Source organism: Comamonas aquatica NBRC 14918 (assembly GCF_000739875.1).
GTDB lineage: Bacteria > Pseudomonadota > Gammaproteobacteria > Burkholderiales > Burkholderiaceae_C > Comamonas > Comamonas aquatica.
On record NZ_BBJR01000021.1, the window covers coordinates 20,267 to 41,180 of the forward strand.

At 68.8% G+C, this 20,914-nt stretch carries 21 protein-coding genes; 13 read left to right on the forward strand and 8 right to left on the reverse strand.

From position 1 onward, the window contains the following. Positions 1 to 114 precede the first annotated feature (114 nt). Entirely contained in the window at positions 115 to 1,230 is a 1,116-nt protein-coding gene (gene alr / locus CA2_RS01445) for an alanine racemase (protein ID WP_042411888.1), read from the reverse strand. A gap of 143 nt (positions 1,231 to 1,373) precedes the next feature. On the opposite strand from alr, the gene lplT reads away from it, so the two are divergent. The 8 genes from lplT (at position 1,374) to CA2_RS01480 (ending at position 8,888) form a co-directional block, all read left to right on the forward strand. Then, entirely contained in the window at positions 1,374 to 2,666 is a 1,293-nt protein-coding gene (gene lplT / locus CA2_RS01450) for a lysophospholipid transporter LplT (RefSeq protein ID WP_042411890.1), read from the forward strand. Positions 2,667 to 2,741: 75 nt separating this feature from the next. Further along, positions 2,742 to 3,623, forward strand: a complete 882-nt coding sequence (locus CA2_RS01455; protein WP_042411892.1) for a DMT family transporter — start codon at positions 2,742 to 2,744, stop codon at positions 3,621 to 3,623. Between the two features lie 64 nt (positions 3,624 to 3,687). Continuing rightward, a complete protein-coding gene (locus tag CA2_RS01460) occupies positions 3,688 to 4,182 on the forward strand; it encodes a glutathione peroxidase (RefSeq protein ID WP_042411894.1) in 495 nt (164 codons plus the stop codon). Positions 4,183 to 4,342: 160 nt separating this feature from the next. Then, a complete protein-coding gene (locus CA2_RS01465; RefSeq protein WP_052369786.1) occupies positions 4,343 to 4,810 on the forward strand; it encodes a hypothetical protein in 468 nt (155 codons plus the stop codon). Between the two features lie 18 nt (positions 4,811 to 4,828). Then, the gene (locus tag CA2_RS01470; RefSeq protein ID WP_042411896.1) at positions 4,829 to 6,544 is read left to right on the forward strand and encodes a hypothetical protein; all 1,716 of its coding nucleotides are present in this window, start codon (positions 4,829 to 4,831) and stop codon (positions 6,542 to 6,544) included. A 17-nt stretch (positions 6,545 to 6,561) separates the two neighbouring features. Beyond that, on the forward strand, positions 6,562 to 6,738 hold the full coding sequence (locus CA2_RS17860) for a hypothetical protein (RefSeq protein WP_156105932.1): 177 nt from the start codon (positions 6,562 to 6,564) through the stop codon (positions 6,736 to 6,738). Further along, positions 6,738 to 7,331 carry a hypothetical protein gene (locus CA2_RS01475; RefSeq protein ID WP_052369787.1) on the forward strand — a complete coding sequence of 198 codons (594 nt, stop codon included), beginning with the start codon at positions 6,738 to 6,740 and terminating at the stop codon, positions 7,329 to 7,331. Before CA2_RS17860 ends, CA2_RS01475 begins: the two co-directional genes overlap by 1 nt. A 9-nt stretch (positions 7,332 to 7,340) precedes the next feature. Beyond that, a complete protein-coding gene (locus CA2_RS01480) occupies positions 7,341 to 8,888 on the forward strand; it encodes an AAA family ATPase (RefSeq protein WP_042411898.1) in 1,548 nt (515 codons plus the stop codon). Positions 8,889 to 8,903: 15 nt separating this feature from the next. Here CA2_RS01480 and CA2_RS01485 read toward each other — a convergent pair whose 3' ends face one another. The 5 genes from CA2_RS01485 to CA2_RS01505 form a co-directional block, all read right to left on the reverse strand. Next, positions 8,904 to 9,653: a ProQ/FINO family protein gene (locus CA2_RS01485; protein ID WP_052369788.1), complete on the reverse strand. Its 750-nt coding sequence runs from the start codon at positions 9,651 to 9,653 to the stop codon at positions 8,904 to 8,906. A 97-nt stretch (positions 9,654 to 9,750) separates the two neighbouring features. After that, positions 9,751 to 10,992 (reverse strand): glycolate oxidase subunit GlcF, encoded by a 1,242-nt coding sequence (gene glcF / locus CA2_RS01490; RefSeq protein WP_042411902.1) that lies wholly within the window; start codon positions 10,990 to 10,992, stop codon positions 9,751 to 9,753. 55 nt (positions 10,993 to 11,047) lie between these two features. Next, positions 11,048 to 12,160: a glycolate oxidase subunit GlcE gene (glcE, locus tag CA2_RS01495; RefSeq protein ID WP_042411904.1), complete on the reverse strand. Its 1,113-nt coding sequence runs from the start codon at positions 12,158 to 12,160 to the stop codon at positions 11,048 to 11,050. A gap of 260 nt (positions 12,161 to 12,420) precedes the next feature. Continuing rightward, complete coding sequence (locus CA2_RS01500; protein ID WP_081888822.1) at positions 12,421 to 13,785, reverse strand: ammonium transporter; 1,365 nt, start codon at positions 13,783 to 13,785, stop codon at positions 12,421 to 12,423. Positions 13,786 to 13,811: 26 nt separating this feature from the next. Beyond that, complete coding sequence (locus CA2_RS01505) at positions 13,812 to 14,150, reverse strand: P-II family nitrogen regulator (RefSeq protein WP_042411906.1); 339 nt, start codon at positions 14,148 to 14,150, stop codon at positions 13,812 to 13,814. A 206-nt stretch (positions 14,151 to 14,356) separates the two neighbouring features. Here CA2_RS01505 and CA2_RS01510 point away from each other — a divergent pair, with 206 nt between their 5' ends. Then, entirely contained in the window at positions 14,357 to 15,895 is a 1,539-nt protein-coding gene (locus CA2_RS01510; RefSeq protein ID WP_042411908.1) for a YifB family Mg chelatase-like AAA ATPase, read from the forward strand. Positions 15,896 to 15,956: 61 nt separating this feature from the next. On the opposite strand, the gene CA2_RS01515 is transcribed toward CA2_RS01510, so the two are convergent. Further along, positions 15,957 to 16,874, reverse strand: a complete 918-nt coding sequence (locus CA2_RS01515; RefSeq protein WP_042411909.1) for a LysR family transcriptional regulator — start codon at positions 16,872 to 16,874, stop codon at positions 15,957 to 15,959. Between the two features lie 76 nt (positions 16,875 to 16,950). Between CA2_RS01515 and CA2_RS01520 the strand changes: the two genes are divergently transcribed. The 4 genes from CA2_RS01520 to CA2_RS01535 all read left to right on the forward strand — a co-directional run bounded on the left by CA2_RS01520 (position 16,951) and on the right by CA2_RS01535 (position 20,029). Beyond that, positions 16,951 to 18,168 (forward strand): YbfB/YjiJ family MFS transporter, encoded by a 1,218-nt coding sequence (locus CA2_RS01520; RefSeq protein ID WP_245620857.1) that lies wholly within the window; start codon positions 16,951 to 16,953, stop codon positions 18,166 to 18,168. A 45-nt stretch (positions 18,169 to 18,213) separates the two neighbouring features. Further along, positions 18,214 to 18,813 (forward strand): glutathione S-transferase family protein, encoded by a 600-nt coding sequence (locus CA2_RS01525; protein WP_042411910.1) that lies wholly within the window; start codon positions 18,214 to 18,216, stop codon positions 18,811 to 18,813. A gap of 155 nt (positions 18,814 to 18,968) precedes the next feature. Next, positions 18,969 to 19,433, forward strand: coding sequence for a DUF4878 domain-containing protein (locus CA2_RS01530; RefSeq protein ID WP_042411911.1), 465 nt, complete (start codon positions 18,969 to 18,971; stop codon positions 19,431 to 19,433). After that, a complete protein-coding gene (locus CA2_RS01535) occupies positions 19,430 to 20,029 on the forward strand; it encodes a YiiX/YebB-like N1pC/P60 family cysteine hydrolase (protein ID WP_081888823.1) in 600 nt (199 codons plus the stop codon). The genes CA2_RS01530 and CA2_RS01535 overlap by 4 nt, the downstream gene beginning before the upstream one ends. Before the next feature lie 11 nt (positions 20,030 to 20,040). Here the strand turns inward: CA2_RS01535 and CA2_RS01540 are convergent, their stop codons facing one another. Next, positions 20,041 to 20,817 (reverse strand): SDR family NAD(P)-dependent oxidoreductase, encoded by a 777-nt coding sequence (locus CA2_RS01540; RefSeq protein WP_042411913.1) that lies wholly within the window; start codon positions 20,815 to 20,817, stop codon positions 20,041 to 20,043. Positions 20,818 to 20,914: the final 97 nt, after the last annotated feature.

Here is a 20,914-nt window from a genome sequence, read left to right on the forward strand (position 1 = left end):
CTGCGACTTTCAGCAACCAAAGTCCTGCAAACAATGATTGGGCAAGCGCCAGGCGCTCTCCTTTGGGGAGTGGCGTGTGAGGACGGATGGCGTGCCGCCTGGACCGCACCCCGCTCAGGGCCGCAGCGCGTCCTCGTCGCTGACCACGGGCACGCGCGCGGCCACGGCGCACATCAGCTCGTAGCCCACGGTGCCCGCGGCGGCGGCCACTTCGTCGATCGACAGCACGCTGCCGTGGCGCAGCGAGCGCCCCCACAGCACCACCTCGCTGCCCAGCTGCGCGTCGGGCACGGGCGTCAGGTCCACACAGACCATGTCCATGCTGACGCGGCCCAGCAGGCGGGTGCGCACGCCATTGACCAGCACCGGCGTGCCGGTGCCGCACAGGCGCGGATAGCCGTCGGCATAGCCGCAGGCGACCACGCCCAGGCGCAGGTCGCCCTCGGCCGTGAAGGTGGAGCCATAGCCCACGGTGTCGCCGGCATGCAGCTGCTGCGTGCCGATGATCTGGCTGGTCAGGCTCATGGCCGGCTGCAGGCCCCAGTGGTCCGCCGTGTGCGTGGGGTAGTCGGGCGAGCTGCCGTACAGCACGATGCCGGGGCGCACCCAGTCGCCGCGCACGGCCTCGCGCGTGCCCTGCAGCAGGGCCGCGGCGCTGTTGCTCAGGCTGCGCTCGCCGGGCAGGTCGTGCGTGGTCTGCTCGAACACCTGCAACTGGTGCGCCGTGCCGCGCGGGCCGTCGGCGTCGCTGAAGTGGGTGATGAAGGAGATCTCCTCCACCTGCGGCAGCGCGTTGAGGCGCGCCCAGGCGCTGCGAAAGCGCTCGGGCGTGAAGCCCAGGCGGTTCATGCCGCTGTTCATCTTCAGGAACACGCGGTGCGGCACCTGGGTCTTGTGCGCGGCCAGCCAGTCGATCTGGGCATCGCAGTGCACCGTGTGCCACAGGCCCAGGCGCGAGCACAGCTCCAGATCGCGCGGCTCGAACACGCCCTCCAGCAGCAGGATCGGGCCGCGCCAGTCCAGGGCACGCAGGCGCTGGGCCTCGGCGATCTCCAGCACGGCAAAGCCATCGGCCGCACGCAGGCCCTGGAAGGCATGCTCCACCCCATGGCCATAGGCATTCGCCTTGGCCACGCACAGCAGCTGGGCGTCCGGCGCGGCGCGGCGCACCTGTTCCAGGTTGTGGCGCAGGGCTTGGGGGTGGATGGTGGCGAGAATGGGGCGCGGCATGGCGAAAAGTTTCCTGAGGGCAAACGACAGGCATTCTGGCACTGATGGCTAAGGGCTGCGTGATATAACCGCCAGTCGTTTGCCACTGGGACAACCCTTTTTCGTGCACTGGCCCCCGTGGCCGCGCGTGCGCACAGCATTTCATGAAGCGCGGTTTCTACACCATCATGTCAGCGCAGTTTTTCAGCTCGCTGGCCGACAACGCCCTGTTCGTCACAGCCGTGGAGCTGCTACGCACCGGCGGTGCGCCCGAATGGCAGAGTGCCGCCCTGGTCCCCATGTTCGCCCTGTTCTACGTGGTGCTGGCGCCCTTTGTCGGCGCCTTTGCCGATGCGCTGCCCAAGGGTCGGGTCATGTTCATCAGCAATGCCATCAAGGTGGTGGGCTGCCTGCTGATGCTGTTTGGCCACCACCCACTGCTGGCCTATGCCGTGGTGGGTCTGGGGGCCGCGGCCTATTCGCCCGCCAAGTACGGCATCCTGACCGAGCTGTTGCCCCCGTCCCAACTGGTCAAGGCCAACGGCTGGATCGAGGGTCTGACCATCACCTCCATCATCCTGGGCGTGCTGCTGGGCGGCCAGCTGGTCGGCCCGGTCATCTCCGGCCACCTGCTGGCGCTGAACCTGCCCGGCGTGGACAACGCCGCCGAAGCGGCAATCGGCGTGCTGGTCTTCGTCTACGCCCTGGCGGCGGCCTTCAACCTGCGCATCCCGCGCACCACGGCGCCCCTGGTGCCGCTGCGCCAGGACCCGACCCAGGGCCTGGTCGGCAATACCCTGGCCCTGCTGCCCGACTTCCGCGACTGCAACCGTCGCCTGTGGCGCGACAAGCTGGGCCAGATCTCCCTGTCCACCACCACCCTGTTCTGGGGCGTGTCCGGCAATCTGCGCTACATCGTGCTGGCCTGGGCCGCCGTGGCCCTGGGCTATGGCACCACCCAGGCCTCGGCCCTGGTGGGCGTGGTGGCCATCGGCACGGCCGTGGGTGCGGTGATGGCCTCGATGCGCATGCGCCTGCAGCACGCCACGCGCGTGATCCCCATGGGCATTGCCATGGGCCTGCTGGTGATCTGCATGAACTTCATCAGCAACCTGTGGGTGGCCGTGCCCTTTCTGATCGTGCTGGGCGGGCTGGGCGGCTTCCTGGTCGTACCGATGAACGCGCTGCTGCAGCACCGGGGCCACAACCTGATGGGCGCGGGCCGCTCCATCGCCGTGCAGAATTTCAACGAACAGGCCTGCATCCTGGGCCTGGGCGCCCTGTACGCCCTGAGCACCCTGTGGGGCCTGTCGGCCTACGGCGCCATCACCGGCTTCGGCGTGATCGTGGCCTTCACCATGTGGCTGATCGGCCGCTGGTACCGCCACAATTGCCGCAAGCACGGCGGTGAGGTGCGGCGCCTGCTGAGCATTGCCCGCTACGATCACCACCACTGAGCGCCCCACGGCCCCTCTCCTTCATTCTTCATAGCACCCGGCGCAGGTAACACCTGCGCCGGAACCATTTTTGACATGCATTTCTGGCCCTACCTCGCCCTGTTGTTCAACGCCATGGTCTGGGGCCTGGCCTGGTGGCCGTTCCAGACCATGCGCGCCGCCGGCCTGGCCGCGCCCTGGGCCACGGGCATGATCTACAGCGTGCTGGCCCTGGGCACCATCCTGTGCCTGCGCGGCAGCCTGGCGCAGTTTCTGCGCCACCCGGTGCTGTGGCTGCTGGCCCTGTCCTCGGGGCTGACGAATGTGTCGTTCAACACCGCGGCCTCGACCGGCGACGTGGTGCGCGTGATCCTGCTGTTCTACCTGATGCCCGCCTGGACGGTGCTGCTGGCCTGGCGCTTCCTGGGCGAACGCCCCACGCCCCAAAGCCTGCTGCGCCTGGTGCTGGCCTTCAGCGGCATGGCCCTGGTCATCGTGCCGCCGGGCGCCACCTGGCGCAGCCTGACCGCAGGCCTGGGCCTGCCCGAGTACCTGGCCATCTTCGGCGGCCTGTGCTTTGCGATGACGAATGTGATCCTGCGCCGCTGCTTTCACACGCCCAGCATGGCGCGGGTGCTGGCCATGTTCCTGGGCTGCATGGGCATGGGGCTGGCGACCGCCACGGCCGGCTACCTGGGCGGCCAGTTCCCCGGCATCCCCGCGCCGGCGCCGGGCTGGATCGCCTGCGCCGTGGGCATGGCCGTGCTGGTGGCCATCGGCTCGTGGGCGCTGCAATACGGCGCCTCGCGCATCCCGACCAGCACCACCTCGCTGATCATGCTGTCGGAGGTGCTGTTCGCCAGCATCTCGGCCTGGCTGCTGGGCGCCACCGAACTCACGCCGCGCATGCTGCTGGGCGGGGCCCTGATCGTGGGCGGCGCCCTGCTGGCCGTGCTGCAGCACCGGCGCCCGCACTGAGGCGGGGCCACGGCCGCAGGCGCTGTGCTACAACCACAGTCCCCGCTTGCACCCCGAGGCCCGCATGCCCCAGCTGTCCGACTTCTCCGCCACCCGCATCGACGGCCACCCCCAGCCCCTGTCCGCTTACGCAGGCCAGGTGGTGCTGGTGGTCAACACCGCCAGCGCCTGCGGCTTCACCCCGCAGTTCGCCGGGCTGCAGCAGCTGCACCAGCGCTACGCCGGCCAGGGCCTGGTGGTCCTGGGCTTTCCCTGCAACCAGTTCGGCCAGCAGGACAAGGGCAGCAACAGCGAGATTGTCGGCTTCTGCCAACGCAACTACGGCGTGGACTTTCCCATGATGGCCAAGGTGGACGTGAACGGACCGCAGGCCCACCCGCTGTTCCAGTGGCTCAAGGCGCAGGCCCCGGGCATCCTGGGCACACAGTCCATCAAATGGAACTTCACCAAGTTCCTGATCGGCCGCGATGGCCAGGTGCAGGCCCGCTTCGCACCCCGAGACACCCCGGCCACACTGGTCGAGGCCATCGAGGCCGCGCTGGACGCGCCGGCACCCTGACCTCACAGGCGCCCGCGCGCGGCCCGTCGTGGCCCCACGCAAAGCAGTTACACTCGCTCACTATTAGGTGGCCCGTGGGCTCCAAGTGACAGTGCCCATGCGCCAGTTTTATGACTGGTCATCCCCCCCGCGCCCCCGCCGGCGGCGGTTAGTAACTCGCATGGTCCGATACCTTCTGGGCGCACAGCCGTCCACTGCCACCCTGGCAACCTCTCCCCGGGTGACCGCCCCCCTCAGCGGCGCAGCCTTGCAGGCACGCCTGCGGCTCAAACGCTCCTCGGCCTATATCCAAGCCATCACCCGCCTGGATGCCGGCGGCCATGTGCACAGTCCGGCCGCCACCCAAGCCCTGATCGACGCCATCCGCCAGGAACTGCCCGACGTGTCCGTTGACGCCCTGCCCCACGGCATCGTCGCACGCTGCTACCTGGGTGCGCCCTTTGAAGTCCACACCCTGGATTGCAGCGGCCAGATCATCCAGCACTACAAAACCCACGAGTCCCTGCCCGCGCTGCTGGAACGTGCCCGCAGCCTGGCTCTGCACCCTGGTTATGCCTTTATCGAGGTGTATGCCAGCCGCCTGATCGCCGTCAGCGCCTCCGGGCAGACCGCGATCATTGATGTTTGACCTGTCCCACCCCCTTCCATGAGTTCTGAACGCATCATCCAGGTCGCCGACCTGTCCCTGATCCTCGGTTCGCTGCGCAGCCTGCAAAGCGACATCGGCACGGTTTCCAACCAGGTGGACAACGTGGGGCGCGACCTGTCGCAGACCCGTTCCGAGTTGTCGCGCTTGGAGCAGGCCTTCGCTGATTTTGTGGAAGCCGACCTCAAAGCCAAGGAGCTGTCCTTGGCAGAAACCCGCCAGGTCAAGATCCGCCAGGAAATCGAAAACACCTTCGGTCAGAACGCCGTGGTGCGTCGCCAGGCCACCGGCATTCTGCAGGCCTCGGACATCCAGCTGGTGCGCCAGGAAACCCTGCGAGGCGCCACCGAGGAACTGATGCTGTCCACCCCCCGCTACTGGCTGGCCCCGGCCCTGGTCGCCTTGGCGGCCTGGCTGGGCGACAAGCAGGACCTGGCCCAGCGCGCCCTGGCCGAAGCCCTGCGCCGCGACGACGAAAAAACCTCGCTGTTCTTTGCCCTGATCGCCCGCCGCGCCAGCCGCAGCGAAGCCAACCGCACCTGGCTGGATCGCTATTTCGGCCTGCAAAACCCCTTCCAGCTGGACCGTCAGACCGTGGTCATGGTGGATGCCATGGCCAATGGGGTGTTCACTGCGGACACCACCCAGCTGTGTTCCAAACGCATCACGGCCTGGATCGAAGAGCTGTCACAACAGGCCGGCTTCGCGGAAACCCAGCGCAGCCAGTGGAGCGATGCCCTGCGTTCCAAAACGCCGAACGAAGACCATGCGGGCCGCTACCCCCACCTCTCGCGGTTTTCCCCGACCTGGCCTGCGCTGAACACCAGCCTGAACGCCGCCGCCATGCAAGGCGCCGTGCTGCAACACTTCGAGGGCGTATTCCAGGGCGAGATCAAACCCGCCAGCAGTGTGCTGGTGGCCGTGGACGATTTGCTCACCACCCTGGTCACCCGTTTCGACGACGAGGAACTGCCCCTGCGCCGCCAGGAAGAGCTGTGCCGCCTGATCATCGAGGAAAGTGGTGACAAGCGCGCCGCCCAGGCCCGCTACCAGCTGCAGGCCAAGACCCTGGACGAGCAGGTGGACTTCACCCAGCTGCTGACCAATGCCGCGATGCACCCCGAGACCTCGCACGTCACGCGCGCCACCCAGCGCTTTGCGATTGCACACTCGCGCGACTGGATCCTGGATGCCCACAGTGACGTCACGGCCCGCGCGCGCCAGGCCGTACCCACCCAGGTGGACATTGCCATCGAGGACTGGACAGGCCAGACCAGCCAGGGCGACAACGAGGCCGCCCTGCTGACCGACCTGGCCGCCCACCTGGACCGCCGCGAGGCCGAGGCCCTGGCAGAGGCCAAGCTGGGCCTCAAACACTGGGGTGCCATCGCCCTGGGCGTGATCCTGATCTTCATGGGCTTGGGCAGCGGCATGGTGGTCGCCCTCATGGGCCTGGCCGCCCTGGGCTGGGCCTACCTGGGCTACCGCCAAGTACAAAAACTGCGCGAGAAGATCCGCAGCGACTTTGCCCGCCTCAAGGAGCAATCGGCCCAGGCCCTGCGCGCCTGCCTGGCCGAGCTGGTGGAACTGCGCCGTGATCTGGCTCGCCGCGATGCGGTGTCCGCCGCAGTGACCGCGCTGCTCGAAGGCATCAGCCCCGAGCAGCACCTGCTGTCCAGCCACGACAGCGTGCGCCGTGTGATGGCCGCCGCCTAAACCCAGGAGATTGACCCATGGTCCGTGAAATCTTGCCCCCCTCCAACCCCAGCGATACCGCCCCCACGCCCCCCGCGCAGCCCCCCCTCGCACCTGCCGCGACCGTCCAGCCCGTGGCGCACGATGCCCTGGCCGGCGCCCTGCCCAGTTGGGACCTGCTGCCGGCCTCGCCTTTTGTGCGGCGCATCAAGTGATGTGGGGGTGGTTGCGCCGCCCGGCCTCCGGGCCAACGGACACCTCCCACACGGAGGCCGCCCCTCAGAGCTACGCCCAGTGGAGCACCTGGCTGGACCGCCTGGCCCAGGGCGATGACGATGCCCGCTGCCTGGCCCAGCTGCACCAGGGCCAGCTGTCCTGGAGCGGGGGCGTGGCTCCCTTGTTTGTGGAGCGCATCAGCACGGAAGTGCAGCGCCGCCTGGGCCTGTGCGCCGAACGCCTGACACGCAATCTGCGCCTGGGTGCCGATGAAAGCCTGGTGGTGCGGGCCTTGCTACAGGCACGGCACGAACTGGCCTTCATCCACCAGCTGTGCCTGCTGCCGGCGGTGCCAGAAAGCACCCGCAGCCAGCTCGGGGCCGAAGTGCGTAAGTTTGCCGAACGCTCCCAGCAGTCCCTGCTGGACACGGCTCAGAGCGACCGCAGCGGTCGCCTGGCTTCGCTGCTGCGCCACAACGCCCTCACGCGGTACGCCAATCCGCCCGCGCAGAACGAGCTGCACGACACCCCCGCCCCCACCACCGTGGAGACGGCCGCAGGCGCACCCCGCCGCCGCAACATTCTTTCCTAGCCTTGGTCCATGGACACCACCGAATTCAAAGCCACGCTCACGCGCTACCTCAAGGCACGCATCCCTTTCATCTCCATCCGCAGCGCCGAACGCAGCCGCGTCCTGGAATTGCTGCGCGAGGTGGGCACCAACCTGCAGGCCCCCATCTTTGTGCACACCCTGTCCCAGGGCACGCGCGAACTGGGCAGCAACCGCGGCGTGAACGACGACCGATCGGTCACCGGGGCCGTGGACTTTGCCAGCCAACAGTTTGCCCAGCGCCAGAACCTGACGGTCGTGCTGACCGAAGTCTCCGACATCGAGGACGACACGCCTGCCGCCCGCCACCTGCTGGACGTGGTCATGCTGGCGGCCGAGCACAGCGGCTCCGTGGTGGTTATCACCACCAAGCCCGTGTGGGGCCAGCTGCAGCGCGCCGGCATGTCGCTGGTGCTGTCGGCCCCCAGCGAAGACGAGATGCTGGCCATCGTGCAGGAAAACCTGTCGGCCTACCGCGCGCACTTTCCGATTGAGTGGGACGAAGCCGATGAGCGCCGCGCCGCCGCCGCCCTGGCCGGCATTTCACGCATCGAGGCCGAAAACATCATCGCCACCCTACTGGCCAATGGCCGCATCACCAAGGCCGACATGGTGGAGGTGATGCACGCCAAGGACCGCATCTTTGCCGACATTTCCGGCATTGAACGCGTGAACGTGCGTGGCACGGAATTGAACGTGGGCGGCCTGGGTGGCCTCAAAGCCTGGCTGGACAAAGAGCAGCCCCTGCTCACCGCCGATCTGCGCGAACGCGGCATCCGCCCGCCACGGGGCGTACTGCTGGTGGGGGTGCCGGGTTGCGGCAAATCGCTGTCCGCCAAGGCCATCGCCGCCAACTGGAGCCTGCCGCTGTATAGGCTGGACCTGTCCACCATCCACGGCCAGTACCTGGGCCAGAGCGAAACCCGCCTCAAGGACGCCCTGTCGACGGCCGACCATGTGGCACCCTGTGTGCTGTGGATCGACGAGATCGAAAAAGGCCTGGCCGGCGCAGGCTCCAGCAGCGACGGCGGCACGGCCACACGCCTGGTGGGGCAGTTCCTGTACTGGCTGCAGGAATCGCGCGCCCGGGTGTTTGTGGTGGCCACGGCCAACGATGTCTCGCGCCTGCCCCCGGAACTGCTGCGCCGCGGCCGCTTTGACGAGCTGTTTTTTGTGGATTTACCAACGCCGGCCGAGCGCCGCGAAATCATCGAGATCTACACCCAGCGCGGCCTGCGCCAGGCGGTGGAGCCCACCCTGCTGGACGAACTGGTGCAGTTGTCCGAAGGGTTTGCGGGCTCCGACCTGGAGTCTGCGGTGCGGGAAGTGGTCAAGGAGGCCTATTTGCGCGGGGATGCTGCGGCGACACCGGACCTGTTCCGCCGCAGCTTTGTCAATGTCGTACCCCTGTCCAAGACCGCGCCCGAACAAATCGAGAACATCCGCGCCTGGGGCCGTGAGCGAGCGGTTCCGGCCTCAGGGCAGCCGATTGGCCAGGCCAGCCCGCAAGCACGACCACGCCGCCAGGTACTCAGCTGACGCGCGCTGACGAGCTCAGGCCTCGCCAGCTTGGCGGGCCGCCTGCAGCTGTCCGGCGCGGTGCAGCTGGCGCATCACCGTGTGGGCGTTCATGCCATACATCTCGGCAAACGCGTGCACATCGCCCGAACCGCTGGCCACGTAGGCGCGGTGCACGGCTTCGGCCTTGGCGTCCTGCTCGGCCACCTCATCCAGGGCAGCGTCCAGCAGGGCCTGGGTGTCGGCATCGCGCACCTGCAGCGATTCCAGGTAGGCCTCGCGCGTCAGGCCAGAGTCGCTGAAGGCCTGGGCCATGCGGCGGCGCAGCTTGGCCTGCAGGTCCTCGCCGTCGCGCGGCTTCTTGCGCTTGAAGACCTCGACCAGGGCGTGGAACACATGGCCGGGGGCCATGGCTTCCACCACGGTGCCTTGCAGGTCGTGGCGCGGCACACCGGCGGCCACGGCGTTCAGGTAGCGGGTCGAGCGCGTGTGGATGGCCAGTGCCACCTTCAGGCCGGCCTTGTCCAGGGCTTCGCCATGCAGGGCCAGCAGGTCCTGGTAGATGCCGCGCTTCAGGGGCAGGACCGTGGCGCCGAACAGCGTGGGGTGCAGCGTGGCCAGTTGCGCCAGCACAGGGTGCACGGCGCGCGCGGGGCGGACAGCGGCCGGCGCCGCAGGGCGGCCACGGCCACCGCGCTGCTGCGGGCGACGGTCTGCGCGGGCAGGCGCTGGCGCCGAGGCACAGGGCACGGAGTTGTCAACGGTGGAGGACACGGATTCGGTCATGGGCGGGAGCCAGTGCAGGAAAAATCAAACCCGCGATGATGCCAGCATTGCACGGTCTGTGTGAACCCCCGGCACTTTGGCCGCACGCGCCGCCCCCTCAGGCCAGGGCTTCGTCCAGCACTTCCACCCAGTGGCGCACCGGCACCGGGGTGCCGCTTTGCAGGTGGACGATGCAGCCGATGTTGGCCGACAGGATCGCCGCCGGCTGCGGCGCCACCTCGTCCAGGGCCTGCAGCTTGCGGTCGCGCAGGGTCTTGGCCATGGCCGGCTGCAGCACCGAATAGGTCCCCGCCGAGCCACAGCACAGGTGGGATTCGGTGCGCGCCGTCAGCAGCTGGAAGCCCAGCCGGGAGAGCTGCGCCTCGACCACCCCCTTGAGCTTTTGCGCGTGCTGCAACGTGCACGGCGGGTGGTAGGCCATGGGCTGCGCCGGCACCCGGGTCTTGCCCTGCAGCTTGTCGGCCAGCTCGGGCAGCAGGGCAGGCAGCAGCTCGCTCAGGTCGCGCGCCAGGGCGCTGGTGCGGGCCGCCTTGTCGGCGTAGTCCGGTTCATCGCGCAGCACATGGCCCCAGTCCTTGAGCATGGCCCCGCAGCCCGAGGCATTGCTGACGATGGCCTCGACCTCGCCGGCCTCGATCAGCGGCCACCAGGCATCGATGTTGGCGCGCATCTGCGCCTTGCCGCCGTCGTGGTCATTGAGGTGGTATTTCACCGCACCGCAGCACTGCGACTGCGCCACCACCAGGGTCTGGATGCCCACCGCGTCCAGCACGCGCGCCGTGGCGTAGTTGATGTTGGGCAGCATCGCCGGCTGCACGCAGCCCTGCAGCAGCAAGACCTTGCGCGCATGGCTGCGCGTGGGCCATGCGCCGTGCTCGCCCTTGGGCGGCACCTTGGCCTGGATGGCGGCAGGCAGCAGCGTACGCACGGCCTGGCCCAGCTTCATTGCCGGGGCAAACAGTGGCGACGTCAGGCCTTCCTTCAAGGCCCAGCGCTGCAGGCGCTCGCCCAACGGGCGCGGCACCTGCGCATCGACCACCTTGCGACCGATGTCCACCAGGTGGCCGTACTGCACCCCGCTGGGGCAGGTGGATTCGCAATTGCGGCAGGTCAGGCAGCGGTCCAGGTGCTGCTGGGTGGCGCGCGTGGGCGCCTGCCCTTCCAGCACCTGCTTGATCAGGTAGATGCGGCCCCGCGGGCCATCCAGCTCGTCACCCAGCTCCTGGTAGGTGGGACAGGTGGCGGTGCAAAAGCCACAGTGCACGCATTTGCGCAGGATGGCTTCGGCCTCCTGGCCTTCGGGCGTGCCACGGTATTGCGGGGCGAGGTGGGTTTGCATGGTGGGGTGTCTCTGGAATGGTTTTGATGGGGTGCCGGGCCGTGCGGGCCCCGGTTCACGCCATGGTGCGCCCGGGGTTGAAAATGCCCACCGGATCGAAGGCCTGGCGCAGCTGGGCCTGGATGCGCTGCACCGCCGGGTTTTGCACATCAAATATCGGGCTGGCGCTGATCTGGCCTGCACTTTCAGCTCTGAATAGCGAAGCACTGCCACCCACGGACTGCGCCAGCGCCTGCAGCGCCGGGCCCTGGCTGCGCGGGGCCTGCACCCAGCGCTGGCCACCGTGCCATTCGATCAGCGGGGCGCCCACCCCGTGCGGCAGCGCCACCACCGGCGCGGTCTGCGGCACCGACAGGCGCCACAGGACGTGGTCGGCCGCGCGCTGCGCAAACCAGGGCAGGGTCTGCTCGCGGCAGGCCTGCCAGTCGGCGGCCGTGGCGGCATCGTCCAGGCGCACCCCGCCCAGGCTGCGGCAGGCGGCCTCGACAGCGGCGCGCGCGCCGCGCAGGCGCAGATACAGCGTGCCGGTGTCGGCACCCGCCGCGTCGGGCACCCAGCAGCTGGCATTCAGCGGCAGTGGCTGACCGCCCCACTGGTTCAGGCGCTGCAGGGCCTCGGCCTGCGACAGGCCGTCAAAGCGCAGCGTGGTCTCGCCCGGCGCCACCGGAAGCACCTTGAGGCTGACTTCGGTGATCAGCCCCAACGTGCCCCAGCTGCCCGCCATCAGGCGCGAGACGTCATAGCCGGCCACGTTCTTCATCACCTGACCACCAAAACGCAGCAACTCGGCGCGCCCATTCAGGATTTCCACGCCCAGCACGTAGTCGCGCACCGCGCCCACGCTGGCGCGGGACGGGCCGGACCAGCCGGTGGCCACCATGCCCCCGACAGTGGCAGCGCCGAAGTGCGGTGGCTCGAACGCCAGGCACTGGCCCTGGGCGGCAAGCACGGCCTCCAGCTCGGCCAGCGGCGTGCCGGCGCGCACCGTCACCACCAGCTCGCTGGGCTCGTAGCTGACGATGCCACGCCAGTCGCGGGTGTCCAGCAGGTCCCCCTGCAGTTGCAGGGCGTGGAAGTCCTTGCTGCCACCGCCGCGAAGCCGCAACGGGGTGTGGTCAGCAAGGGCGGCGCGTACGCGCTCGGTGATCTGGAAAAGGGCTGCGTCCATGGCCGTGCATCGTAGCCGTGCTGCCGGAATTTGCCAGTCGCCGCCGTGTGAATTTTTTGAACGCCGGGTGTGAATCAGCAGGACGCGCAGCGCCCTGGGCCTGCGGCGGCCATGCATCTCAGGCACCACGCCCCACCGCAGGCGATCACCCGCCCGCCAGGGGGGAGCTGGACCACTGGGGGCGGAGCGGCCATGAAAAAACCGCCCCGAAGGGCGGTTTCAGCTTGCGCGGGGGCGGGGGTGCCGCCCGGGCGCCTTGCTCAGCGGTTGTAGGCCGACTCACCGTGGGTGGTGATGTCCAGACCTTCGCGCTCAGCATCTTCAGCGACACGCAGACCCACCAGGACATCTGCGACCTTGAAGCAGATGAAGGAGACCACACCGCACCAGACCATGGTCACGATCACGCTCTTGAACTGCACCCAGACCTGCGCACCCATGGCGAAAGTGTCGGGGGTCAGACCACCCGTGCCGCCCAGGCTTTGCGAGGCGAACACACCGGTCAGGATGGCACCCAGGATACCGCCCACACCGTGCACGCCGAACACGTCGCAGGTGTCGTCGACCTTCAGCATCTTCTTCAGGCCCGACACGCCCCACAGGCACAGAGGGCCAGCGATCAGACCCATGACGATGGAACCCATGGGGCCCACGAAACCGGCGGCAGGGGTGATGGTCACCAGACCCGCCACGGCACCCGAGGCGGCACCCAGCATGGAGGCCTTGCCCTTGTGCAGGGCTTCGGCCACGATCCAGGACACAGCGGCGGCGCCGGTCGCCAGAATGGTGTTGATGAAGGCCAGGCCAGCGATGCCGTTGGCGGCACCGGCGGAGCCGGCGTTGAAGCCAAACCAGCCCACCCACAGCAGCGATGCACCCACCATGGTCAGTGTCAGGCTGTGCGGGGGCAGGGCTTCTTTGCCAAAGCCGATGCGCTTGCCCACCATGTAGGCGCCCACCAGGCCGGCCACGGCCGCGTTGATGTGCACCACCGTGCCGCCGGCGAAGTCCAGCGCGCCATCGGCCGCCAGCAGACCACCACCCCAGACCATGTGGGCCATGGGGATGTAGCTGAAGGTGAACCACAGCACGGAGAAGATCATCACGGCCGCGAACTTGATGCGTTCGGCAAAGGCACCCACGATCAGCGCCACGGTGATGGCGGCAAAGGTGGACTGGAAGGCCACGAATACGTATTCGGGGATGGTGGGCAGCATGGCCGACAGGGTGTCGGGCGTGATGCCGGCCAGGAACAGCTTGTCGAAGCTGCCGAAGAACTTGCCTTCACCGCCGAAGGCCAGCGAGAAGCCGTAGATCGCCCACAGCACGGTGATCAGCGAGAACACGGTGAACACCTGGGCCAGCACGGACAGCATGTTCTTGGAGCGCACCAGGCCACCGTAGAACAGGGCCAGGCCAGGGATGACCATCAGGATCACCAGCATGGTGGAGGTCAGCATCCACGCGGTGTCGCCGGCGCTCAGGACGGGGGCAGCAGGCGCGGCCGCTTCGGCGACGACTTCGGCCACCACCGCCACGGCGGGGGCAGCTTCTTGCGCAATGGCACCGGTGGCGGCGGCCAGCAGGCCCAGACCCAGTGAGATGGCAGGGAGCGATTTTTTCATGTCAGTCTCTTGCATTAGGGGGTGGGTTACAGGGCTTCCTTGCCGGTCTCGCCGGTGCGGATGCGCACGACCTGCTCCAGGTCGTAAACGAAAATCTTGCCGTCGCCGATCTTGCCGGTGCGGGCTGCGCCTTCGATGGCTTCGATCACCTGCTCGAGCACGGCATCGTCGACCGCGGCTTCCAACTTCACCTTGGGCAGGAAGTCGACGACATACTCGGCGCCGCGGTACAGCTCGGTGTGACCTTTTTGGCGGCCGAAGCCCTTCACCTCGGTCACGGTGATGCCCTGTACGCCAAGCTGTGACAGTGCTTCGCGCACCTCGTCGAGCTTGAAGGGCTTGATGATGGCTGACACCATTTTCATAAGACGTTCCTCCGGGAAGCTGGCAGTTGTAAAAAGTGTTGTGACAAGCCCTTTAAGCATGGAGCGTGCCAACCAACGGCCTTGCAGCGGAGCAGGCCCGCGTTCTACAGTGCACATCTGGAAACATCGCGCGTTGCACCACTTTAGTGCAAACCCACGGTGGCATGTGCTGCTTTTTTGTGCGCCTTTTGAGGGAGGACCGCCCCATGAGCCTGGCTTGCGTCCAAAGTCGTGCCCTTTTGGGGCTGCAAGCGCCCGCCGTCACCGTGGAAGTGCATCTGGCCAACGGCCTGCCCAGCCTGGCCCTGGTGGGGCTGGCCGACGTGGAGGTCAAGGAAGCCCGCGAGCGCGTGCGCTGCGCCATCGTCAACAGCGGCCTGGAATTTCCAACCAACAAGCGCATCACCGTGAACCTGGCGCCGGCCGACCTGCCCAAGGACTCCGGCCGCTTCGACCTGCCCATCGCCCTGGGCATCCTGGCCGCCAGCGGGCAGATCGATGCGGCGCGGCTCCACGGCTGGGAGTTCGCGGGCGAGCTGTCGCTGTCCGGCGAGCTGCGCCCGGTGCGCGGGGCCCTGGCCACCAGCCTGGCCCTGCCCTGGGGCCAGACCCCGGCACGCCTGGTGCTGCCGCTGGACAGCGCCGCCGAGGCGGCCTGCGCCCCGCAGGCCGAGGTCTATGGTGCCGCCCACCTGCTGGATGTGGTGGCGCAACTGCTGCCCCCGGGTGCCACCCCGCATGACCGCGCCAGCACGGGCTGGCAGCGCATGCTGCCGCCACCGCGCCAGGCGCCCCGGGTCCTGCTGGATCTGGCCGAGGTCAAGGGCCAGGTCCAGGCCAAGCGCGCCCTGGAGATTGCCGCCGCCGGCAGCCATGCCGTGCTGCTGGTCGGCCCGCCCGGGTCGGGCAAGTCCATGCTGGCCCACCGGTTTGCCGGCCTCCTGCCGCCCATGACCGAGCAGGAAGCCGTCGAAAGCGCGGCCATCGCCAGCCTGTGCGGGCGCTTCCAGGCCACGCAGTGGGGCCAGCGCCGCACCGCCCACCCACACCACACGGCCAGCGCTGTGGCCCTGGTCGGCGGGGGCTCACCGCCCAAGCCCGGTGAGATCTCCCTGGCCCACCATGGCACGCTGTTCCTCGATGAATTCCCCGAATTCAGCCGCAGCGCGCTGGAGGCCCTGCGCGAGCCACTGGAGACCGGCTGCATCACCATCGCCCGCGCCACGCACAGCGCGGAGTTCCCGGCGCGCTTCCAGCTGATCGCGGCCATGAACCCCTGCCCCTGCGGCTTCTGGGGCAGTGCCCAGCGCAGTTGCCGCTGCACGCCCGACCAGGTGGCGCGCTACCAGGGCAAGCTCAGCGGCCCGCTGCTGGACCGCATCGACCTGCACGTCGAGGTGCACAGCCTGCCGGCCGAGCAACTGCTGGCCAGCACCGAGGGCGAACGCAGCCAGGCCGTGCAGGCCCGCGTGGCCCAGGCGCGGGCGCGGGCCCTGCAGCGCCAGGGCTGCAGCAACCAGCTGCTGCAGGGCGACGCGCTGGAGCAGCACATGCAGCTGGAGGACAGCGCCGCCGCCCTGGTGCGCAAGGCCGCCGACCGCCTGGGCTGGTCGGCCCGCGCCACCCACCGCGCGCTGCGCGTGGCGCGCACCATCGCCGACCTGGCCGGCAGCCCCCACATCGCCAGCGCCCACGTGGCCGAGGCCATGCAGTACCGCCGCACCTTGGTGCCCGCCCGCCCCTGAGCACCGCCTCAAAAAAACCTGCCAAATTGGCCTGCAGCGCTTGCTGCGCCTTCGCAGGGCGCTATGTCATCAGGAGTTCTTCGGCTTCGGCCATGGCCTGGGTCGGTGCCACGGTCTCGTGCAGCAGCTGCACCCAGGCGCGCAGCGCGGGTGACCAGCTGGCCTCGGGGCCGGTGACCAGGCAGGTGTCCACCCGGGCGATGTCGGTCAGCCCCTGGGGCAGCGCGCAGCCCTGCACGCCAAAGCGCGCCTGCTGGGCCTGCACCACGGACTGGGGCAGCAGCGCATAGCCCATGCCGGCGGCGACGCAGCCCAGGATGGCGTCCAGCGAACCCAGCTCCATGATGCGCGCCGAGGTGATGCCCTGGCTGGCCAGCAGCAGCTCGATGCGCTGGCGGTAGCTGCAGCCCTGGCGGAAGGCCAGGAAGGGCTGCTGGCACAGCTGCTGCGGCGTGGGGAACTGCGCCAGCGGCGCGCTGCCGACCAGCACCAGGGTTTCGCGGAACACCGGCCAGGCCTGCAGCCGCGGCTGCGGTGGCTGGCCGGCGACCAGGGCGCAGTCCAGCCGACCGGCCAGCATCTCATCGACCAGAAAGGCCGTGGGGCCGGTGCGCAGCTCCATCACCATGCCGGGATGGCGGCGGTGCAGTTGGGCCAGCAGCGGCGGCAGGCGCAGCGCGGCCGTGGTCTCCATGGAGCCGATGCACAGCGCCCCCGGTGCCGCCTGGCGGCCCTGCAGCAGGGCCAGCACCTCGTCGTGCGAGGCCAGCATGTGCCGCGCATGGCCGCGCAGCAGCCGCCCGGCCGAGGTCGGCACCACCGGGATGCTGCGCTCCAGCAGTTGCGCGCCCAGCTCTTCCTCCAGCTTCTTGATGTGGGCCGTCACGTTGGACTGCACGGTGTGCAGCTGCTGCGCGGCCGCGCCGAAACTGCCGGTCTCGCACACGGCCTCGAAGATGCGCAGGGATTTGAGTTGCATGCCACCACCTCATCACGAAAGAAGATTTTCTCCTTCATTTTGAATCATTGGACAAGATGCAGCACGCCGCTAAGCTGTGGACTCCTGCCACCCGACCCTGCGCGCCGTGATCCAACGCAACGAACTTCCGCTTTTCCTCACCGGCTTTCTGGCCACGCTCAGCGGCGTCGGGCTGGCGCGCTTTGCCTACACCGCGCTGATGCCGCAGATGGTGCTGGCCGGCTGGTTCACCGGCGAGCAGGTGGCCTACCTCGGCGCGGCCAACCTGCTCGGCTACCTGATCGGGGCGCTGGCCGCCGCACCGCTGGCCGAACGCCTGGGCGCCGTGCGCGTGCTGCAGGGCTGCTGGATCGCGGTGACGCTGAGTTTTCTGGGCTGCAGCATGGCCCAGCCCATGGCCGTGTTCTTCGTCTGGCGCCTGGTGTCCGGCATTGCCGGGGCGACGCTGATGGTGCTGGGCCCCTCGGTGGCCATGGCGGCCACGCCGCTGGCACGCCGTGCGGCGCTGGGGCCGCTGATGTTCAGCGGCATCGGCGTGGGCGCGCTGCTGTCGGCCACCCTGGTGCCGGCCCTGGCCCAGCAAAGCCTGAGCGCCGTCTGGTGGGGCCTGGCCCTGGTCTGCGCGGCCACCACCTGGTGGGGCGTGCGCCAGGCGCGCCAGCTGCCGGCGCCCGTGCCCATGGCGGTGACGCCCGGCCCCCAGGTGCCGAGCCCGCCCGCCCTGGTGTGGAGCCTGCCGGTGGTGCTGGTGTTCCTGGCCTACACCACGGATGGCTTCGGCTTTGTGCCGCACACCGTGTTCTGGGTGGACTACCTGGCGCGCGAGCTGCACCTGGGCGCCGGCTATGCCTCTACCCAATGGGCCATGTTCGGCCTGGGCGCCGTGGCCGGCCCGCTGTGCGCTGCGCTGTGTGCCACGCGCTGGGGCTGGTGGCGCACCACCACCGGGGCCTACGCCCTCAAGGCGGTGGCCATCGGCCTGCCACTGGTCTGGGCCGGCTTTGCCGGCCATGCGGTCTCGGGCTTCATCGTCGGGGCGCTGTCGCCCGGCATGGCGGCCATCACCTCGGGCTACCTGATGCAGCTCATCGGCCCGGCGCGCCACAAGCGCATGTGGGGCTATGCCACCGCCGCGTTTGCGCTGCTGCAGGCCACGGCCGGCTACCTGATGGCCTATGTCTACGCCAGCACCGGCAGCTACCGCAGCCTGTTTGCCCTGGGCTGCACGGCCCTGGCGCTGGGCACGCTGCTGGTGGCGTTTTCACGACCAGAAACCGCGCCTACGCAGGCTTGACAAGCGCTGACCGCTTCTTTTTTTGCATCTCACTGAGAACCCACCATGCAACTGTTTCTGAACGCCACCTCACCCTTTGCCCGCGTGGCCCGCATTGCCGCGCTGGAGAAAGGCCTGGCCGAACGCGTGCAGCTGGTCTGGTCCGACCCCTGGAACCACGACCCGGCCCTGCTGGCCGTCCACCCGCAACTGCGCATCCCGGTGCTGGTGACGGACGAGGGACAGGCAATCGCCGAATCCCTGCTGATCGCCCAGTACCTGGACCAGATCGGCACCGGCCCGGCCCTGGTGCCCCCCGCGCAGTGCGCCGCGGTGCTGGCCCAGGCCAGCGTGGGCTACGGCCTGATGGAGGCCGCGTTTGCCGTGGTGATTGCGCGCAAGTACCAGGGCGCCGAGGCCGATGCCAGCGTGCTGGGCCAGCGCCGCCTGGCCGCCCTGGGCCGCACCCTGGCGCAGCTGGAGCAGATGCCGCCGCGCTCCGTGGGCGCTGACTTCAGCCTGGACCAGATCACCGTGGCCGTGGGCCTGGAGTACGTGCGCTTTCGCCTGCCGGCGCTGCTGCCCGCCGAGACCACCCCGCGGCTGCACGCCTGGCTGGAAGCCGCCCGCCAGCGCCCCAGCCTGCACGCCACCCGGTTTGAGTGAGGGCCTGGCCCCGGCACCGCCGCTACGGGGTGCTGTCACACCCCACCGCGCCCCATAAATCGATAGCTACTTCCGCAGGCAGCACAGGCCCTCCGGTCTTTTTTCATGCCCCCGTCTACTACACTGGCCCATTGCTAATTTTTTGGGATGGTCTTGTGTCTTCTTCTGTTTCTGCCTGCGTTTCCCGCCGCCACTGCCTGCTGGCGGGCTTGTTCACCGCCTCGGCCCTGGGCCTGGCGGGCTGCGCCACAGCGCCGGCTGACACCGCCGCCCCCACGGCCACCCCGGAGGAACTGCAGGATGCCCTGGTGCAGCGCTTCTACCGCGCGCTGGCCGATGGTGATTTCGACCGGAGCATCAGCATGGTCTCGGCACGCAGCCTCTCCAAAGAGCAACTGGCCGAGTTGACCCCCAAGCTGCGCCAGATGCTGGCTGGCGCCAAATCCAAGGTCGACGCCAAGGGCGGGCTGCAAAAGGTGGAGATCGTGGAACGCGTGCCATCTGCCACCCGAGAGAACGTCATCCAGCTGCGGGTGCTGGTCACCTACGGCGATGGCAGCACCCGCCGCGAACGCATGAACCTGTTCTTGGACGACGGCATCTGGAAAGTCGAAGTGTGAGTGCGTGGTGGCGCCACGGCGCCGCCTTCGGTCTGGCCCTGCTGGTTGGTGGGCATGTCGGGGCCACCCCGCCACAGCCCGCGCAGGCCGCTGCCGGCGACCTGCTGTTCCGCCAGGGCACAGAGACCATCAGCCACCTGGTGCGCGCCGTCGACACCGGCGACTTCAGCCACGTGGGCCTGCTGGTGGCACCGGCCGATCCCTCCGGCCCCTGGCAGGTGCTGCACGCCACCCCGTCCGAAAAGCCCGGCCAGCCCGATGCCGTGGTGCTGGACACGCTGGACTTCTACCTGGACCCGCAACGCGCCCGGGCCTACCAGCTGTACCGGGTGCCCGCCAGTGCCCCGGCCCGCCAGCAGGCCGTGGCCTGGGCCCTGGCCCAGCAGGGCCGCGCCTTCGATCTGGTGGATGCCGAACGCGGCCTGTACTGCACCACGCTGGCGGTGCAGGCCTGGCAGCACGGCGGTGTGGCCCTGGACGTGGCCTACACCGAGGTGACCCTGCCGCTGCTGCGCGGCCACTACCTGCTGCCCAGCGGCCTGCGGCGCGCGCCCCAGCTGCAGGCCCTGACGCCCGTGCTGCCGGTCACGCCGTAGCGGGCCACGGCTCAGAGGAACATGCCGCCCGAGGCCTCGATGCGCTGGGCGTTGATCCAGCCCGTGCCCGGTTGCAGCAGCGCGGCGATCACCCCGCCGATGTCGTCGGGCTGGCCGACACGGCCCAGGGCCGTCTGGCTGGCCACCATGGCATTGAGCTGGGCGTTGTCGCGCACCGCCCCACCGCCAAAATCGTTCTCGATGGCGCCAGGTGCCACCACGTTCACGGCAATGCCGCGCGCGCACAGCTCCTTGGCCATGTAGCGGCTCAGCACCTCGATGCCGCCCTTCATGGCCGCATAGGCGGCGTAGCCCGGCAGCGCAAAGCGCGCCAGCCCGGTGGACACGTTGAGGATGCGCCCGCCATCGTTCATCAGCGGCAGCAGCTGTTGCGACAGGAAGAACGTGCCCTTGAGGTGGATGTTGACCAGCTCGTCGAACTGTTCCTCCGTCGTCTCCATGAAGCTGGCGTGGATGCCGATGCCGGCGTTGTTCACCAGAAAGTCGAAGCGCTCGCGCTGCCAGTGGGAGGCCAGCGCGGCCTGCACCTGCTGGGCAAAAGCGGCAAAGCTGCGGCTGTCGGCCACGTCCAGCGGCAGGGCCAGCGCGCGGCGGCCCAGGGCCTCGATCTCGGCCACCACGGCCTGGGCCTCGGCGGCCTGGCTGCGGTAGGTCAGGATCACGTCGGTGCCGGCGCGGGCCACGTGCAGCGCAGCGTTGCGGCCCAGGCCACGGCTGCCGCCGGTGATCAGGGCGATGGGGGAAAAGCTCGGGGAGGGGGTGGTCATGGACAGCTCCTGGGGGGTGACAAGGTCGATGGCTAGACTCTATTGATGACCACCACCCAGATAAATCCCGCAAAATCGATTACATCGTTCACAACCG

Excerpts from the sequence above, each read along its gene's own strand:
- alr (WP_042411888.1), bottom strand. The coding sequence starts at position 1,230 with ATGCCGCGCCCCATTCTCGCCACCATCCACCCCCAAGCCCTGCGCCAC.
- lplT (WP_042411890.1), top strand. The coding sequence starts at position 1,374 with ATGAAGCGCGGTTTCTACACCATCATGTCAGCGCAGTTTTTCAGCTCG.
- CA2_RS01455 (WP_042411892.1), top strand. The coding sequence starts at position 2,742 with ATGCATTTCTGGCCCTACCTCGCCCTGTTGTTCAACGCCATGGTCTGG.
- CA2_RS01460 (WP_042411894.1), top strand. The coding sequence starts at position 3,688 with ATGCCCCAGCTGTCCGACTTCTCCGCCACCCGCATCGACGGCCACCCC.
- CA2_RS01465 (WP_052369786.1), top strand. The coding sequence starts at position 4,343 with ATGGTCCGATACCTTCTGGGCGCACAGCCGTCCACTGCCACCCTGGCA.
- CA2_RS01470 (WP_042411896.1), top strand. The coding sequence starts at position 4,829 with ATGAGTTCTGAACGCATCATCCAGGTCGCCGACCTGTCCCTGATCCTC.
- CA2_RS17860 (WP_156105932.1), top strand. The coding sequence starts at position 6,562 with ATGGTCCGTGAAATCTTGCCCCCCTCCAACCCCAGCGATACCGCCCCC.
- CA2_RS01475 (WP_052369787.1), top strand. The coding sequence starts at position 6,738 with ATGTGGGGGTGGTTGCGCCGCCCGGCCTCCGGGCCAACGGACACCTCC.
- CA2_RS01480 (WP_042411898.1), top strand. The coding sequence starts at position 7,341 with ATGGACACCACCGAATTCAAAGCCACGCTCACGCGCTACCTCAAGGCA.
- CA2_RS01485 (WP_052369788.1), bottom strand. The coding sequence starts at position 9,653 with ATGACCGAATCCGTGTCCTCCACCGTTGACAACTCCGTGCCCTGTGCC.
- glcF (WP_042411902.1), bottom strand. The coding sequence starts at position 10,992 with ATGCAAACCCACCTCGCCCCGCAATACCGTGGCACGCCCGAAGGCCAG.
- glcE (WP_042411904.1), bottom strand. The coding sequence starts at position 12,160 with ATGGACGCAGCCCTTTTCCAGATCACCGAGCGCGTACGCGCCGCCCTT.
- CA2_RS01500 (WP_081888822.1), bottom strand. The coding sequence starts at position 13,785 with ATGAAAAAATCGCTCCCTGCCATCTCACTGGGTCTGGGCCTGCTGGCC.
- CA2_RS01505 (WP_042411906.1), bottom strand. The coding sequence starts at position 14,150 with ATGAAAATGGTGTCAGCCATCATCAAGCCCTTCAAGCTCGACGAGGTG.
- CA2_RS01510 (WP_042411908.1), top strand. The coding sequence starts at position 14,357 with ATGAGCCTGGCTTGCGTCCAAAGTCGTGCCCTTTTGGGGCTGCAAGCG.
- CA2_RS01515 (WP_042411909.1), bottom strand. The coding sequence starts at position 16,874 with ATGCAACTCAAATCCCTGCGCATCTTCGAGGCCGTGTGCGAGACCGGC.
- CA2_RS01525 (WP_042411910.1), top strand. The coding sequence starts at position 18,214 with ATGCAACTGTTTCTGAACGCCACCTCACCCTTTGCCCGCGTGGCCCGC.
- CA2_RS01540 (WP_042411913.1), bottom strand. The coding sequence starts at position 20,817 with ATGACCACCCCCTCCCCGAGCTTTTCCCCCATCGCCCTGATCACCGGC.